General features: G+C 63.2%; 12 protein-coding genes and 1 pseudogene. 7 read left to right on the top strand and 6 right to left on the bottom strand.

Translation table 11 applies throughout. The annotated features are described in order from the left end of the window. Nucleotides 1-184 precede the first annotated feature (184 nt). The 4 genes and pseudogenes from EJ066_RS02130 to EJ066_RS02115 all read right to left on the bottom strand — a co-directional run bounded on the left by EJ066_RS02130 (nucleotide 185) and on the right by EJ066_RS02115 (nucleotide 5,218). Nucleotides 185-847: an aminotransferase class IV family protein gene (locus EJ066_RS02130; RefSeq protein WP_126034595.1), complete on the bottom strand. Its 663-nt coding sequence runs from the start codon at nucleotides 845-847 to the stop codon at nucleotides 185-187. Next, entirely contained in the window at nucleotides 796-1,941 is a 1,146-nt protein-coding gene (locus EJ066_RS02125) for an aminodeoxychorismate synthase component I (RefSeq protein WP_126034594.1), read from the bottom strand. The genes EJ066_RS02130 and EJ066_RS02125 overlap by 52 nt, the downstream gene beginning before the upstream one ends. Nucleotides 1,942-2,217: 276 nt before the next feature. Next, entirely contained in the window at nucleotides 2,218-3,003 is a 786-nt protein-coding gene (locus EJ066_RS02120; RefSeq protein ID WP_126034593.1) for a proton-conducting membrane transporter, read from the bottom strand. A 375-nt stretch (nucleotides 3,004-3,378) separates the two neighbouring features. After that, a pseudogene (locus EJ066_RS02115) lies at nucleotides 3,379-5,218 on the bottom strand (M3 family oligoendopeptidase). 179 nt (nucleotides 5,219-5,397) lie between these two features. Here EJ066_RS02115 and EJ066_RS02110 point away from each other — a divergent pair. Further along, the gene (locus tag EJ066_RS02110) at nucleotides 5,398-6,933 is read left to right on the top strand and encodes a sigma-54 dependent transcriptional regulator (protein ID WP_126034592.1); all 1,536 of its coding nucleotides are present in this window, start codon (nucleotides 5,398-5,400) and stop codon (nucleotides 6,931-6,933) included. 381 nt (nucleotides 6,934-7,314) lie between these two features. Continuing rightward, nucleotides 7,315-9,180, top strand: coding sequence for a DUF882 domain-containing protein (locus EJ066_RS02105; protein ID WP_126034591.1), 1,866 nt, complete (start codon nucleotides 7,315-7,317; stop codon nucleotides 9,178-9,180). A 112-nt stretch (nucleotides 9,181-9,292) separates the two neighbouring features. On the opposite strand, the gene EJ066_RS02100 is transcribed toward EJ066_RS02105, so the two are convergent. Next, complete coding sequence (locus EJ066_RS02100; RefSeq protein ID WP_126034590.1) at nucleotides 9,293-9,931, bottom strand: 2-dehydro-3-deoxy-phosphogluconate aldolase; 639 nt, start codon at nucleotides 9,929-9,931, stop codon at nucleotides 9,293-9,295. Nucleotides 9,932-10,123: 192 nt separating this feature from the next. On the opposite strand from EJ066_RS02100, the gene EJ066_RS02095 reads away from it, so the two are divergent. From EJ066_RS02095 to EJ066_RS02075, 5 genes are all read left to right on the top strand, one after another. Then, nucleotides 10,124-11,047, top strand: coding sequence for a rhodanese-related sulfurtransferase (locus EJ066_RS02095; RefSeq protein ID WP_126034589.1), 924 nt, complete (start codon nucleotides 10,124-10,126; stop codon nucleotides 11,045-11,047). A 352-nt stretch (nucleotides 11,048-11,399) separates the two neighbouring features. Continuing rightward, nucleotides 11,400-11,951 carry a hypothetical protein gene (locus tag EJ066_RS02090; RefSeq protein WP_126034588.1) on the top strand — a complete coding sequence of 184 codons (552 nt, stop codon included), beginning with the start codon at nucleotides 11,400-11,402 and terminating at the stop codon, nucleotides 11,949-11,951. 221 nt (nucleotides 11,952-12,172) lie between these two features. Next, entirely contained in the window at nucleotides 12,173-12,598 is a 426-nt protein-coding gene (locus EJ066_RS02085) for an SgcJ/EcaC family oxidoreductase (RefSeq protein WP_126034587.1), read from the top strand. A gap of 218 nt (nucleotides 12,599-12,816) precedes the next feature. Beyond that, the gene (locus tag EJ066_RS02080; RefSeq protein ID WP_126034586.1) at nucleotides 12,817-13,596 is read left to right on the top strand and encodes a tellurite resistance TerB family protein; all 780 of its coding nucleotides are present in this window, start codon (nucleotides 12,817-12,819) and stop codon (nucleotides 13,594-13,596) included. A 281-nt stretch (nucleotides 13,597-13,877) separates the two neighbouring features. Beyond that, on the top strand, nucleotides 13,878-14,633 hold the full coding sequence (locus EJ066_RS02075; protein WP_126034585.1) for an SDR family oxidoreductase: 756 nt from the start codon (nucleotides 13,878-13,880) through the stop codon (nucleotides 14,631-14,633). On the opposite strand, the gene EJ066_RS02070 is transcribed toward EJ066_RS02075, so the two are convergent. Beyond that, nucleotides 14,630-15,001 carry a YciI family protein gene (locus tag EJ066_RS02070; protein WP_126034584.1) on the bottom strand — a complete coding sequence of 124 codons (372 nt, stop codon included), beginning with the start codon at nucleotides 14,999-15,001 and terminating at the stop codon, nucleotides 14,630-14,632. The two genes, EJ066_RS02075 and EJ066_RS02070, sit on opposite strands and share 4 nt — an antisense overlap. Nucleotides 15,002-15,037: the final 36 nt, after the last annotated feature.

Below are 15,037 nucleotides of genomic sequence, written 5' to 3'. Positions count from 1 at the left end.
GACAGGCACCATCGTTTCCGTCGGCGGCTCCGGTCAGACCCACGAAGGCGAATAGTCGTTCCTCCCAAGCGGCCGCCGCGCGTCCGGCCCATTCTTTCTCGCGCCGGACGCATCTTCTCCAACTGCAAAACCATGCTTGAGACACAGGCCTCGGCGTGTCGTCCGGCGCCTTTTCGGTCGCGCATCAGCCCAGCCGCGCCGGGATCAATCCACGCAGCGAATTGCCGACGAACAGCGCCTTGGCCGACTTCAGATCGTCCAAGGTGTAGATTGCTTCGCGGGCGCGGCCTTCATCCAGCAATTCGCCGCGCAATACGCCAGGCAGCAGGCCGCAATCGAGCCGCGGCGTCGCCAGCGCGCCGTCGCCGAAATCGGCGAAGAGATTGGTGATCGTGCCCTCACAGATTTCGCCACGCTCGTTGGCCAGCAGCACCTCGTCGGCCCGGCTGATCAGATATTCGGCGCGCGCCCGCTGATAGATGTCCCGGCGGCTCGTCTTGTGGCGCAACAGCGTGTCGCTCGAATCGAGCCGCACCCGCGCCAGTTGCAGCCGCCACACTTTGTCGGCTGCGTGCGGCTCATAGGGCAGCCCCGTGGCCGTCACCTTGCCGCTGCGCGACAGGACGAGGCGTGTGCGCAAGGCGATATCAGGCCGGTCGACGGCGTTTCTGAGCGCCTCGCCGACCTTCTGCGGATCGCAGGCAAAACCCAGTTCTGCTGCCGAGCCATAAAGGCGTGCAAGATGGCGGTCGAAACGAAGGAAGCCCTGGCCCGGCTGCCAGCGCATGGTTTCGATCAGCTCGAAATCGGCGGTGTTCCCGTCGCGTAGCGCGCTTTCAGCAGGCACTCCTGATACTCCTCCTCGGCCGTCGAATCGAAGACAACGCCGCCACCGATATTGTAGACCGCCTCGCCATTGGAAAAGAGCGAGATGGTGCGGATCGCCACCGAAAAGCGCATCGTACCGCCGGGCGCGATCCAGCCGATGGCGCCGCAATAGACGTCGCGCGGCGTGGCTTCCAGATCGTGCAGGATTTCCATGGCGCGGATTTTCGGGGCGCCGGTGATCGACCCGCATGGAAACAGCGCAGCGAAGATCTGGCGGATGGTGAGGTCGGGCAAGAGCCTGGCCCGCACACGGCTCACCATCTGGTGGACGGTCGGGTAGCTCTCGATGCGGAAAAGCTCCGGCACCTCCAGCGTGCCGACCTCGGTGATCAGCGAGATGTCATTGCGCAGGAGATCGACGATCATCCGGTTCTCGGCCTGGTTCTTCTCGTCGTTCAACAAAAAAACCTTCAGCCGCTCGTCCTCAGCCTTGGTCGCGCCGCGCGGGGCGGTGCCCTTCATCGGGTGGGTTTCGATCATGCCTTCGGCATCGATCTCGAAGAACAGTTCCGGCGAACGCGACAAAACGACCGGATCGCCGAGCGCGATCAGCGCACCGTATTTCACCGGCTGGCGCTCGGTCAGCGCGTCGAAGGCGGCCAGCGGATCGCCCGACCATCGCGCATGAACCGGAAAGGTCAGATTGCCCTGATAGCAATCACCCTTGCGAATGTGATTGTGGAGCCGCGCAAAGCGTTTTGCGTAATCTTCCGAAGACCAGGCGGCCCTTGCGTCGAAGATCGGGCCATTGGTCGCCGGCGCGTTGCCGCGCACGACCGCCTGTTCGACAGGCGCGTCGAAGATGCCCAGGCAGACAAGCGGGGCGCGGCGTCCGCCCGGCAGCAGCGGAACGAGCTTCGGCTCGAGCAGGTAGCCGGCTTCGTAGGAGAAATATCCGGCCAGCCATTTGCCGGCGTCATGCGCGGCCTGCGCGATTTCCAGCGCCGGGAGGAAATCCTGCGCCTCATGCGCCACGATGGTGCCGGCCGGATGGTCGAAGACGAGCTGATGCGCGCGCTCATCATTCCGGAAGATTGCAGAGGGCAGGGACATGGGACTCGGATGCTGCGATCGATGGCGCCAGCTATCGCTCTATATGGGGGCTTGATCGCGCGCAATCGAGAGAGCGGCGCCTCAAGACGCAAAGACAGCCTAGCGCATGACCCCGAAAATCGGAATCGATTTTCGGAAAGGATCATGCGCAGCTTCAAAAGTGCTACAGCGTCCTTCGCGCGTCCAAAAGGACGCGCGGCGCTGTAGGTCCAAAAGCAAACTGGCGGCACCTCGAGGGCGCCGCCAGCCTGTCATGTGCTCGATGCCGGCAGCAATTCAGGTGTTGCTCGCGGTCCCTGCGGTCGGGAAGCGGCGCGCGAACTCCTTCTCGTCGCCGGCGGCAAGCAGTTTCGCCTGCTCGATCCAGCGTTCACGCTCGATGCGGCCGTCGAACTCGAGAACGTCTTCGATCCGCTTGATATCCGTCGCCGTCCAGGCGGCGATCTGCGCGTAGGTCCTGACGCCAAGGCCGTGCAGCTTCCGCTCGTTGACCGGGCCGATGCCGATCAAGCGACGCAGACTGTCGGCTTTATCAGCTGCTGCCGCTGTTGCCTTGCCCGCGGCCGCTTTCTTTGCCGCCGGCGCGGCCTTCTTGGCTGTGGCGCTCGTTTTCGACGCAGCCGCTTTCGATGCACTTGCCTTTGGCGCGGCTGCCGCCGTGGCGGCCGCCGGTTTCTTGGACGTGGTCCCGGCCGGCGTGGACTTGCCCGACCCAGTCTTGGCGGACCCAGTCTTGGCGGACCCAGTTTTGGCAGGCCCAGTCTTGGCAGGCGCGGATGTCGACATCAATGCCGACGGTGCCGGGATTGCTGCCTTTGTCGCGCCGGCCTTGGCGCCTTGCGCCTCGCCCAGCTGTCGCTCCAGGTCGGCGCGGGCGCCGCGGCATACGTCCAGCTCACCGGTCAGGCGGCCGGCGTCGGCGCGCAGCCTGTCGCGCTCGCTGCGCGTGCGGTCCAAGTCACCGCGCAGGCTGTCGAGCTCGCCACGCAGGCGTCCCCAGATGAACCAGCCAACCAACACACCTACAAGGAACGCCAGGAGCATGTAGAAAAAAGTGCCCATTGTCTTTCTCTCCAGTCCGATCCATCCGCCGTGGCCTGGAGGAGGTGACCTTGGCACAAGGACCATTCAATGGTGGCTCCGCTGTTCGCGGAACAGCCGGCTTAAATCGAGCTGTCGGCGACCGGCTTTTCCTGCCATGGCCAACGGCCGCTGTCGCATTCGCCGAAACGCCGTGACCGGCCTGAGATTTTTCCCCTGGCCTGAGCCGCATGCCCCGACTGAGCTTGAGGCGGACGCTACCATACAGCTTCCGGAAAGCTAACGGAAAAATTCCATGGAGAGTTATTCAAGAACAATATTTGGGTGAGGACAGAATGGCCCCAATATGCATTGCGGCTAAACTGTCCTGCCGGCCCGGATGTTCAGCACTGCACGTCAATTGTCCAATGCTTCGAGCTCATCGATCAGACCGCCGATCACGCCAAGCCCGATCTGCCAGAAGGCAGGGTCGGTGGCATCAAGGCCAAAGGGCGCCAGGAGCTCGGAATGATGCTTGGTGCCGCCGGCGCGCAGCATGGCAAAATATTTCTCCTGAAAGCCACGCTCGGCATTCTGATAGACCGCATAGAGCGAATTCACCAGGCAGTCGCCGAAAGCATAGGCGTAGACGTAGAAGGGCGAATGGATGAAGTGTGGAATATAGGTCCAGAAGACCTCGTAACCCTCGCGCAGCTTGATCGCCGGCCCAAGTTTCCGCCTGCACCTCCAGCCAGAACTGGCCAAGCTTGTCTGATGTCAACTCGCCGTTCTTGCGCTCGGCATGCACCTTGCGTTCGAATTCGTAGAAGGCGATCTGGCGCACGACCGTGTTGATCATGTCCTCGACCTTCTGGGCGAGCATGGCCTTGCGCTCGCGCTTGTCAGTGGTCTGGTCCAGCAGCGAGCGGAAGGTCAGCATCTCACCGAAGACGGATGCCGTTTCGGCCAGCGTCAGCGGTGTCGAGGCCATCAGCGCGCCCTGGCCCGCGGCCAGGACCTGATGCACGCCATGGCCAAGCTCATGCGCCAGCGTCATCACGTCGCGCGGCTTGCCCATGTAGTTGAGCAGCACATAGGGATGCGCCGACGGCACGGTCGGATGGGCGAAGGCGCCCGGCGACTTGCCGGGCCTGACCGGCGCGTCGATCCAGTTGCGGTCGAAGAAAACCCGGGCGATCTCCGCCATGTCAGGTGAAAAGCGCCGATAGGCGGAAAGCACCGTGTTCTTGGCCTCGTCCCAACCGATGATCGCTTGCGGGGTCTCTGGCAACGGCGCATTGCGGTCCCAGTGGTTCATCACCTCCATGCCGAGCCAGCGCGCTTTCATCTGGTAGTAGCGGTGCGACAGGCGCGGATAGGCGTCACGAACGGCCGTGGCCAGCGCATCCACCACGCTACGCTCGACGCGATTGGCGAGATGGCGCGAATCGGCGATGTCCTCGAAGCCGCGCCAGCGGTCGGAAATCTCCTTGTCCTTGGCCAGCGTGTTGGTGATCAGGGTGAAGGTGCGCAGATTCTTGCGGAAGGTTGCAGCCAGCGCTTCGGAGGCCCGGCGGCGGACCTCGCCATCGGCGTGCTGGAGGCGGTTCAGCGCCGGCTCCAGGGTCAGCTCCTCGCCATCGATGTCGAAGCGCAGATCGGTCATCGTCTCGTCGAACAGGCGGTTCCAGGCGCCGCGTCCGGTAATAGACTTCTCGTGGAAAAGCTGCTCGACCCGGTCCTCGAGCTGGTACGGTTTGTCCTTGCGCAGATCGAGCACCCAGGGCCGGTAGTGGGCGAAGGCGGGATCGGCAGCAAGCGCGGTCTCGATCGCGGCATCGTCGATGAGGTTCAGTTCCAGCGCGAAGAAAAGAAGATGCGCGCTGGCGTCGGTCATCTTCTCCTGAATGTCACCATAGAGCTTGGCGCGCTGTGGATCCGTCGTGTTGCCGGCATAGACCAGCCCGGCATAGGAGACGATCCGGCCGATCAGTTCTTCCAGCGCCTCATAGGCGGCAAGCGCCTCGCCCAGCCTGCCGCCGTCGCCGCGCGCCGCCTCGGCGGCGAGCGTGCCTTTCCAGCGGCTCTCGAAGCTGGTGGCATCGGTCGCCGCCTTGGCGATGTCGCGCTTCAGCTCGGGGGCGTCCATGCCGACATAGAGATCGGCGAGGTTCCATTCCGGAAGGTTGCCAAGCTCCGCCGCGCCCTGACCGGACGATGACGCCGCCGCAAGCTGCCGACCAAAAACCATGCGCATCGCCATATCTTCCAGAACCAAAATTCGAGGGGCCAAATTCGGGAGAATGAGAGGCCGGTCAAATGCTAAGGAATTCGTTCACCGGGTTTTTTGAAACCTTATTTAGAACCCTGTGCCAAGATGATCCATAGAGCGGGTTTCCCAAGGCGGCCAAATGGGCGGGCATCGTTGAACCAGTCATGACAGGTTCCATACTCATAGTCGATGACGATCCCGTGCAGCGCAGGCTGCTAGAGGCGGCGGTGACGAAATTCGGCCACAGCGCGATCGTCACGGATGGCGGCGAGGCCGGTCTTGACGCTCTCGACGGGCCCAATGCGAGCGACGTCTCGGTGATCATCCTCGACCTCGTCATGCCGGGCCTCGACGGCATCGGCGTGCTGAAGGCGATGCGCGAGCGCGGCATCCATATTCCGGTGATCGTGCAGACCGCGCAGGGTGGTATCGAGACCGTCGTTTCGGCCATGCGTCACGGCGCCTTCGATTTCGTCGTCAAGCCGGCCTCTCCCGACAGGCTGCAGGCATCGATCGTCAATGCGCTCAAGGTCGAGGCGGTCGAGGGCGAAGTGAAGCGCACGTCGCGGCGTCGCGGCGGTAATCTGACGTTCAAGGACATGATCACGCACAGCCCGGCGATGGACCGGGTGATCCGCCTCGGTCAGAAGGCGGCCGCGTCCAACATCCCAATCCTCATCGAGGGCGAATCCGGTGTCGGCAAGGAGCTGGTGGCGCGCGCCATCCAAGGCAGCGGCGACCGCCGCTCAAAACCCTTCGTCACCGTCAATTGCGGCGCCATCCCCGACAATCTGGTCGAATCGATCCTGTTCGGCCACGAGAAGGGCTCGTTCACCGGCGCCACCGAAAAGCACATGGGCAAGTTCGTCGAGGCGCATTCGGGCACGCTCTTCCTCGACGAGATCGGCGACCTGCCGCTCGACGTTCAGGTCAAGCTGTTGCGCGCCGTGCAGGACGGTGAAGTCGATCCGGTCGGCGGGCGTTCGACCATCAGGGTCGATATCAGGCTGATCTCGGCGACACACCGCAACCTTCTGCAGCAGGTCAAGGACGGCAAGTTCCGCGAGGATCTGTTCTACCGGCTGAACGTCTATCCGATCTTCGTGCCGCCGCTGCGCGATCGTCGCGACGATATCCCATATCTGGTCGAGCACTTCATGGAGAAGGTCGCGCCCACCGATCCGCGTCACCGTCTGCACGGCATTTCGGCCGCGGCGCTCGCCATGCTGCAGGCCTATGACTGGCCGGGAAACATCCGGCAGCTGGAAAATGCCGTTTTCCGGGCCTCGGTGCTTTGCGACGGCGACGTGCTGACTGAGGAGGAGTTTCCGCAGATCCGGGCGCAGGTCGAGGGCACCGTCAACCTCGATGCGCATGGCGCGTTGCCCGCCTCGCCTTTGGCCATCGAGCCGCCCGGCGAGGACGCGCCGGCCGACAACGGCACCGCTGCGACCGAGCTCGATCCGGCGGTCAGGCCGCAGCCCCGCTTCGGTACGCTGCGGGCGCTCGACGAACGCGGCAATGTACGCGCTCTGGCCGATGTCGAACTCGAAATGATCGAGCTCGCCATCAACCATTACAACGGCCAGATGAGCGAAGTCGCCCGCCGCCTCGGCATCGGCCGCTCCACGCTCTACAGGAAGCTCAAGGAGTATGGCATCGACCCGGAAACAGGCCGTGTCGACCGGCTCGCTTCCTGACTATGCAAGGTCCGACAGCTTGCCAGTCTGGCATTAGGACAAGATTGACAGTTATCGACGGGACGTGACGCATGCCGGGGCGAGGCGCTTGCGGCATTGTTCACGCATTGAGGCGTCCGGTAACAGATCGTGTTGCGGGCAAAGGCCGAAACATGATCTAAACCAGCAGTTTACCAAGAAACCCTGCGCAATATTTTTGACGGGATATCGCCACGGTGTTACCGCATTTCGGCTTCAATAAGCGATGATTAACCATTAGGATCGATATTCGGGTGTGAACTCCACCGCATCCGTTTGGTCAAATCCGGGGACAAACGGCAGCCTGCAAGGCCTTTTGATTTGAACAAAGTCGAACGACACACAAACGGGCGGCACTATCACATGAGCGTCTGGCCGAGATGGCTGGCAGCGGTGGTTCTCGCCTTTGGCTTCCTTGCAGCGGCTGCGACCGGCGCCAGCGCCCAGTCACGCTCGCTGAAACTCTACAACCTCCATACGAAGGAGAAGGCGGAGATCGTCTTCAAGCGCGGCGGCCGCTACGACCAGGCGGGTCTGAAAAAGATCAATGTCTTGCTGCGCGACTGGCGCCGCAACGAGCCGACCAAGATGGACCCGCGCCTGCTGGACCTGGTCTGGGAGGCTTACCGGCAGAGCGGCTCTAGAGACTATATCCAGGTCGTGTGCGGTTATCGCTCGCCGTCAACGAACTCGATGCTGCGCGGCCGCAGCAGGGGCGTCGCCAAGAAAAGCCAGCATATGCTTGGCAAAGCCATGGACTTCTACATTCCCGGCGTGCCGCTGAAGAAACTGCGTGACATCGGTTTGCGGATGCAGGGCGGTGGCGTCGGTTACTATCCTTCGTCCGGCTCGCCCTTTGTCCACATGGATGTCGGCAATGTGCGCCACTGGCCGGGCATCAGCCGCCAGGAACTGGCGCGCGTGTTCCCCAATGGCAAGACGCTGCATGTGCCGAGCGACGGCAAGCCGCTGCCCGGCTATTCGCAGGCGCTCGCCTCCTACAAGGCGCGCAAGGGCGCCGGCACTCCCGCCATCGAACTGGCCAGCGCAGGTGGCGGGTCCAAGAAATCCGGCGGTCTGTTGGCGGCTTTCTTCGGCGGCGGTGAAGACGAGGCGGACGACAGCGCCGATGTGGCAGCCGCGCCGGCGCCGAAGCCAAAGAACGTGAAGATGGCGAGCGCGAAACCGACGCCGGCCGCCAAGAGCAGCCAGCTCCCAGGCATTGCCATCGTGTCGCCTCAGGATGCGAAGCGCGCCGAGATTCCGCAGGTCGCCGATGCACCTGCTGCGCAACCGGAGGAGGATACGCCCGAAACGATCATCGCCGCGCTGCCGGCGCGTAGCGTTCCGTTGCCCGATTTCGCCCCGCGCCCGAAGACCGATGTCGGCGCCCAGCCGCCCGAAAACGTTCCGTTCGGCGTGGCGGATGCCGCGGCAACGGCCGGGCTGGCCACCGCCACCACCGAACAGGCTGTGGCGACCGCGCAAGCGCCGGCAGGCGTTCCCTTCGGCATGGCTGACCCGTCCGCTGCCGCCGGTCCGACGCAGGTTGCCGCCACCAACATCCCGTTGCCGACCTGGCGTCCCGATCACTCGCTGCCGGCCGACATTGCAGCGGCCGACCTTGCGCCGCAGGACAAGGATGTGCTTTTGGCGCTGGCTGATACGGGCGGGCATGGCAAGACCGCTACCGATGCATTCTCGGTGCTGCCGTCGGCGCGGCCTGACTTGACGCCGACTGACCAGGTCAAGCCCGACGAGGTCAAGGCCGTCCTCGAGCGGGTCAGCGCAACCGACGGATACCAGGTCGCTTCGCTCTCCCAGCCGAGCTCGGTCTCCATCGACCTGGCGAACGTCGATGCTGCATCGCCGCGCAAGGCTGTCTTTGCCCGCCCGGCCGGCTCCGATCCGGCCGCAGTGATCGGGGCGGGTGTGAAGACCACCCGCAAGGAAGCCAGGGCAACCGCCCGTGATCTGAAGCCTGGCCCCAAATCCGTGGTGATCCCCGCCGAGCCGCAGGCTGCACGCTGGGCGCTGAACAGCGGCGAGAAGGTCGCCACCGTCTCCAGCGCAACGACAGCGCCGCGCTATGCCTACAACATCGTGCACACGCCGCCGAGCGAGGTCTACACCGCGGGCTTCCAGCCGGACGATCAGTCGGCCGACGCCAACCGGTTCACCGGCAATGCCGTCAAATTCCTGTCGGTCGCCCGCTTCCAGACCAAATAGCGGATCAACCGAGCAGCACAACGCCGCGCCGGGCAACCCGCGCGGCCTTTTATCGTTCGCGGAAAGACGCCGGCGATACCGCCGATCTCCCCCAAGTGAGGGAGGATTGGCTCTACCGCCCGAGCTTGCTCGCCGCGCGCGCCAGGGCCTCGATTTCGTCCCACTTGCCGGCCTTGACCAACTCGTCCGGGGCTACCCAGGAGCCGCCGACGCAGATGACGTTTGGCAGGCTCAGATAATCGGCCGCGTTCTTGCCGGTGATGCCGCCGGTCGGGCAGAATTGCACATCGGCAAGCGGCGAGGCGAATGCCTTGAGCGAGGCGATGCCGCCCGACTGTTCGGCCGGGAAGAACTTCAGGAAACGCAAGCCTGCCTCGCGGGCGGCCATGATCTCGCCGGGCGTGATGGCGCCGGGCAGCAACGGAACTGGGCTGTCCTTCGCCGCTGCCAGAAGCTCGCGGGTGATGCCGGGGCTGACGATGAACTTCGAGCCGGCCGCTGCCGCCTCGCCGAACTGGCGGGCGTCCAGAATGGTGCCGGCGCCGACGATGGCGTCCTCGACTTCGCTTGCCACAAACCGGATTGCCTCCAGGGCGTCGGTGGTTCGCAGCGTGATCTCGATTGCCGGCAGGCCGCCGCGCGTCAGCGCGCGGGCCAGCGGCACTGCATCGGCGACGTTGGCGATCTTCAGCACCGGGATGACCGGTTGGCCGTTGAGGAGCGACAGGAGCTTTTCGGTCTTGCTGGGCATGTGTCGTCTCTCCGGTATTGATCCGTTCAACCGGTTAGCAGAAGGCCGTTTTTCTGTCCACGAAACGAACCGTGTCGCGATGTCACGCACTGCCGACAATTCCGCTAAGCCCGGCCTTCGAAGCCACCGAGGAGAGGCTGATCCACGCGCCAGCCTTGAATCGGCTTTCATGAGCGTTTAGTGGCTTCGGCGATGACACTGCCCAATCAACCCTTCCGCGTCGCAGCGCTCTACAGGTTTGCCCGGCTCGACGACTTCGAGGCGTTGCGTGCGCCGCTCGCTGCCTTCTGCAGCGGACGCGGTATCAAAGGCACGCTGCTGCTGGCGCGTGAGGGCATCAACGGCACGGTCGCCGGCAGCGAAGCGGCGGTCGCCGCGCTTGTCGACCATCTCAAATCCATCGACGGTCTCGCCGGCCTCGAGGTCAAATACAGCAGCGCCGCGCAGATGCCCTTCCATCGCATGAAGGTGCGGCTGAAGCGCGAGATCGTCACCATGGGCGTCAAGGATATCGATCCGATGGCAAGCGCCGGCACCTATGTCGCGCCGGCCGACTGGAACGCGCTGATCTCGGATGCGGACACAATCGTCATCGACACGCGCAACGCCTATGAGGTGTCGATCGGCACCTTCAAGGGCGCGGTCGATCCCGCCACGACGAGCTTTCGCGAATTCCCGGCCTGGGTCGAGCAGCACCGGGCCGATCTGGTCGGCCGGAAGGTGGCCATGTTCTGCACCGGCGGCATACGCTGCGAGAAGGCGACGGCCTATGTGAAGTCGCTCGGCTTCGAGGATGTGTTCCATCTCAAGGGCGGCATCCTGAAATATCTCGAAGAGGTGCCTGCCGAACAGAGCCTTTGGCAAGGCGAATGCTTCGTCTTCGACGAGCGTGTCTCGGTGTCGCACGGCCTGGTCGAGGGGGAGGCCGAACTCTGCCGCGCCTGCCGGCATCCGCTGACCGGGCAGGATCTGAAGTCGCCGAAATATGCCGCCGGCGTCTCGTGCCCGCACTGCTTCGAAACTCGTTCAGACGAGGATCGTGCGCGCTATGCCGAGCGCCAGCGCCAGGTCGAGCTTGCGCGAGCGCAAGGCAGGGGGCCGCATATCGGCGGCTAGGACACGGCCGATCCTGACATCACCTCGTTGGACCGAGCGGAACTGCGGCAAGCACCGAAACATGCCCAGCAAACGCGTGCGAACTGAATACCACCGCCATCGCTGCAGACTGCGGATAGCCAGCAGATTACTCAAGGTGATAATCGGAACAAATGTAAACATCGCCCGCTTTTTTCTAACCTATAACCGATGTCATAATGTTTTACTAAAATATTAAGAGTATCGTTAATTGAATCTGAACTATCTCTTGAGGAGGAAATAGTCGTTAAGAAACTAAATTCTTTGAAGCGCGTAATTTATTTGCAGTCAGCAGTGGTTGGCTGCCTCAGCGAGCTCAAGCAGGGAGGGTGTTATGGCTACAACCACAACGTTCACCAGCATGTTGGCAGGCAGTGCAGTCATTTTCATGCTTTCGATGCCGGCAAATGCCGCCGGCATTGGTGTCGGCGCAGGCGCATCAATCGGCGGTGCCAGTGGAGTCAATGCTGGCGCAGGAGCCTCGGTTGGCGGCACTAGCGGCGTCACGGCTGGCGCGGGTGCAAGCATTGGGGGTACTGGCGGCGTGATCGCTGGTCTGGGCGCATCCGTGGGCGGCGCCAGTGGAGTCGATGCTGGCGCAGGGGCCTCGGTTGGCGGCACGAGCGGCATCGGTGTTGGCGCGGGCCTGGGCGTAGCTGATGGTATCAACGCCGGCGTTGGGGTCGGTGGTACTGTCCCCGGCACGCTTGGCACAGCAGGTACGCCAACAACACTGGGCGTCCCGGGAAGTGTTCCAAACGTCATCGCCGACATGTCGAGCGCTCAGTTGGCCAGGATGAAAAAACGCTGTGTCGACGTGCTGAGCAGCGAAGACACCTATGATCGCGATCTGCGCCAGCTTTGCTTGATGATCTCGCGCCGCTAAGGCCTTTCACCGGAAGGGAAGTGTGAACGCAGGAGGCCCGTTGTGACACTTTCCAGCCTCCGACCAGTCGAAAAGCCCGCCGCCTCAGGTGGCGGGTTTTTTGCCGATCGTCTTCCCGCATTCGAGAGGCCGTAGTGTTTCAGTTTGAGATCTGACGCCTCGCTTGTCGCGATCCGGGCCGAACTCCCATATGCTTAGCGGGAAGCAAGGGGAGATGTCTCATGAGCTTGATGATCAGCAAATCTGAGGATGCCGCGAGTGCCTTTGCCGATGCCTGGAACAGGCACGATATGGGTGACTTCGCAGCGTTGTTCGCTGACGATGCTAATTTTGTCAATGTCGTGGGCATGTGGTGGAAGAGCCGCACCGAGATCGAAAGGGCGCACCGCGCAACTCATGAAACCATGTTTCGTGACAGCCGGTTGGAGGGCGTTGTCTCGTCAGTTGTCGAATTAGCTCCCGGTCTTGCATCTGTGCACTATACATGGACCCTGACCGGCGCATCCGCTCCGGACGGCTCACCGGCAGGAACACGAGAGGGGATTCTGCTTCTGATTGTGAAGGAAGAACAGTCGGGCTGGCGGATAAAAGTGGCGCAAAACACTGACATTGTGCCGAGGGCGATTGCTCCCCCATCCCGCCGCTGACGCGATCGGCAATGCCGTGAAAGTCGGACGCGGCTGCGCCTAGGCCGGGTCCGCGCGGTCCTTGCAGCCGGCCGTTCAAATTTCAAACTGAGACAACTACCCGTTGTGCCGTCACTGGCAAAGCGCTCATCCGTCATTGTAATGTCAACATGCCGCGCCTACGTCTTCGACGTCCGAAACCTGCCCGTCCCCCGGCCGGGCCAATTCTGGAGGCATTGATGTTCGATCCCAAGAAGCTCCTCGACGATCTGCTCGGCTCGCAAATTCCCGGAACAGGGTCGACCGTTCGCGAAAAAGGGGGTCAGGCGGTGCAGATGGCCAAGGACAATCCGCTGGCGGCCGGCGCGCTGGCCGCGGTGCTGCTTGGAACCGGCGCCGGCCGTCAGGTCACCGGCACTGCGGTGAAGCTCGGCGGCCTGGCCGTGATCGGCGGTCTCGCCTACAAGGCCTACCAGAACTACAAGAACGGCAACGCGCCTGCGGAGACGCCCGCGACCGGCGAGCCGGATTTGCTGCCGCCGCCCCCCGACACCAGCTTCCACCCCTCGCAGGCGCCGCAAGGTGAGGATGAATTCACGCTGACGCTGGTGCGGGCGATGATTTCGGCGGCGAAGGCCGATGGCCATATCGACGACGACGAGCGGCAAAAGATCGCCGGCAAGCTCTCTCTCGCGGGCATCGGCACCGATGCCGAGAAATTCCTGATGTCGGAGCTGGAGACGCCGCTCGACCTGGATACGCTGGTTGCCGGCGCCCAAACCGACGCGCAGAAGCTCGAACTCTATACCGCCTCGCGCCTCACCATCGATCCGGATACGCGTGCCGAACGCGGCTATCTCGATCTGCTTGCCGGCCGGCTCGGCTTGCCGGATGCGCTTGTCGACCATGTCGAGGCTACGGTGTCGGCGGCAAAGGTGCCGGCGTCGGGGGTGCCGGCGTCGGGGGTGCCGGAGTCGGGCAAGGCAACCGGCAACGCCACCGCCAATTCGCGCTGGTAGGCTTCAGTTTGGAGATCCGGCGTCTTCTTGCATTAACGTCTCATTTACCCAGGAAGCGCATGATTCTAGACAGTCGGATCGGCTTTCCTCCTCCCAAGCCTGGTTCGGATCAGGGCGGCCGCCAATGGCCGCCCTTTTTGTCGGAACTGGCTAGCGCATGACCCGAAATCGGAATCGATTTTTGGAAGGGATCATGCGCAAAATCAAACTGCTCAAAATCGAGGTGAACCAGCGTCCTTTGCGCATTTAAAAAGGGCACGCGGCGCTGTAAGAGGACAGTCATGACAGATTACAGAACCGCCATCGTCACCGGCGCTGGCACGGGCATCGGCAAAAGCGTCGCCACGGCGCTGCTCAAGGCCGGCTGGAACACGGTGTTCTGCGGGCGCCGCAAGCCGGTGCTGAACAAGGCGATCGCCGAGGCCGGATCGACACAAGCCAAGGCGCTGGCGGTCGCCTGCGACATCAGCAAGGCTGACCAGGTCGACGATCTGTTCGAGACGGTGGCGGCGGCTTTCGGCCGTGTCGACCTGCTCTTCAACAATGCCGGCATGGGCTACAAGTCGACACTGATCGATGAAATCCCGGTCGAGGTGTGGAACGACGTTGTCGGGGTCAATCTCACCGGCTCGTTCCTGTGCGCCCGAGCCGCCTTCGGCGCCATGCGCAGGCAGCGGCCGATGGGCGGCCGCATCATCAACAACGGCTCGGTGTCGGCCTACGCGCCGCGGCCGGGCTCGGTGCCCTATACCGCGACGAAGCACGCCATTACCGGGCTGACCAAGACGCTGGCGCTGGACGGCCGGCCCTATGACATCGCCTGCGGCCAGATCGACATCGGCAATGCCTTGACCGACATGGCACAGGCGATGACGGTAGGAGTGCCGCAGGCCAATGGCTCCATCGCCGCCGAAGCGGTGATGGACGTTCAGCGCGTCGCCGATGCCGTCGTCCATATGGCCAGCCTGCCGCTCGACGCCAATGTGCTGTTCATGACCGTGATGGCGACAAAGATGCCGTTCGTCGGGCGCGGCTAGCCGGAAAGCGGCACGCCTGGAAGATAGAGCGAAATCGGGCGGATCTCGTAAACAGCGGTCGGATTGACGCGGCGAAGGTCGCGTGCAATCGCGATCGCGGCATCACGCGTGGCGCAGTCGACGACATAGAGACCCAGCAATTGCTCCTTGGTCTCGGCGAAGGGTCCGTCAATCACCATTCCGGCGCCCGGCCCGCGCAAGGTACACGCGTCTTGTGTCGCCCCGAGCCGCGCCGCCGGCCCAAGGGTGCGTTCCCGGTAGAGCCGATCGTTGATCTGTAGCAGGTCGGTCATCAGCGCCGCATCCTGCTCCGGCGTCAGCGCCTCAATCGCTTCTTCCACGTGATAGGCAAGGATGGCATAAAACATCAGACGTCACCTTTCTTCGGTCGTGAATTCTGTCGC

It is taken from the genome of Mesorhizobium sp. M9A.F.Ca.ET.002.03.1.2, assembly GCF_003952365.1.
Taxonomy (GTDB): domain Bacteria; phylum Pseudomonadota; class Alphaproteobacteria; order Rhizobiales; family Rhizobiaceae; genus Mesorhizobium.
The sequence above is the reverse complement of the archived record's forward strand: the minus strand, read 5'-3'. Positions and strand labels throughout refer to the sequence as shown.

Bases quoted from the DNA above. Each gene is read 5' to 3' on its own strand.
- EJ066_RS02110 (WP_126034592.1), top strand. From the start codon at position 5,398: ATGACAGGTTCCATACTCATAGTCGATGACGATCCCGTGCAGCGCAGG.
- EJ066_RS02075 (WP_126034585.1), top strand. From the start codon at position 13,878: ATGACAGATTACAGAACCGCCATCGTCACCGGCGCTGGCACGGGCATC.
- EJ066_RS02085 (WP_126034587.1), top strand. From the start codon at position 12,173: ATGAGCTTGATGATCAGCAAATCTGAGGATGCCGCGAGTGCCTTTGCC.
- EJ066_RS02125 (WP_126034594.1), bottom strand. From the start codon at position 1,941: ATGTCCCTGCCCTCTGCAATCTTCCGGAATGATGAGCGCGCGCATCAG.
- EJ066_RS02090 (WP_126034588.1), top strand. From the start codon at position 11,400: ATGGCTACAACCACAACGTTCACCAGCATGTTGGCAGGCAGTGCAGTC.
- EJ066_RS02070 (WP_126034584.1), bottom strand. From the start codon at position 15,001: ATGTTTTATGCCATCCTTGCCTATCACGTGGAAGAAGCGATTGAGGCG.
- EJ066_RS02105 (WP_126034591.1), top strand. From the start codon at position 7,315: ATGAGCGTCTGGCCGAGATGGCTGGCAGCGGTGGTTCTCGCCTTTGGC.
- EJ066_RS02100 (WP_126034590.1), bottom strand. From the start codon at position 9,931: ATGCCCAGCAAGACCGAAAAGCTCCTGTCGCTCCTCAACGGCCAACCG.
- EJ066_RS02120 (WP_126034593.1), bottom strand. From the start codon at position 3,003: ATGGGCACTTTTTTCTACATGCTCCTGGCGTTCCTTGTAGGTGTGTTG.
- EJ066_RS02080 (WP_126034586.1), top strand. From the start codon at position 12,817: ATGTTCGATCCCAAGAAGCTCCTCGACGATCTGCTCGGCTCGCAAATT.
- EJ066_RS02095 (WP_126034589.1), top strand. From the start codon at position 10,124: ATGACACTGCCCAATCAACCCTTCCGCGTCGCAGCGCTCTACAGGTTT.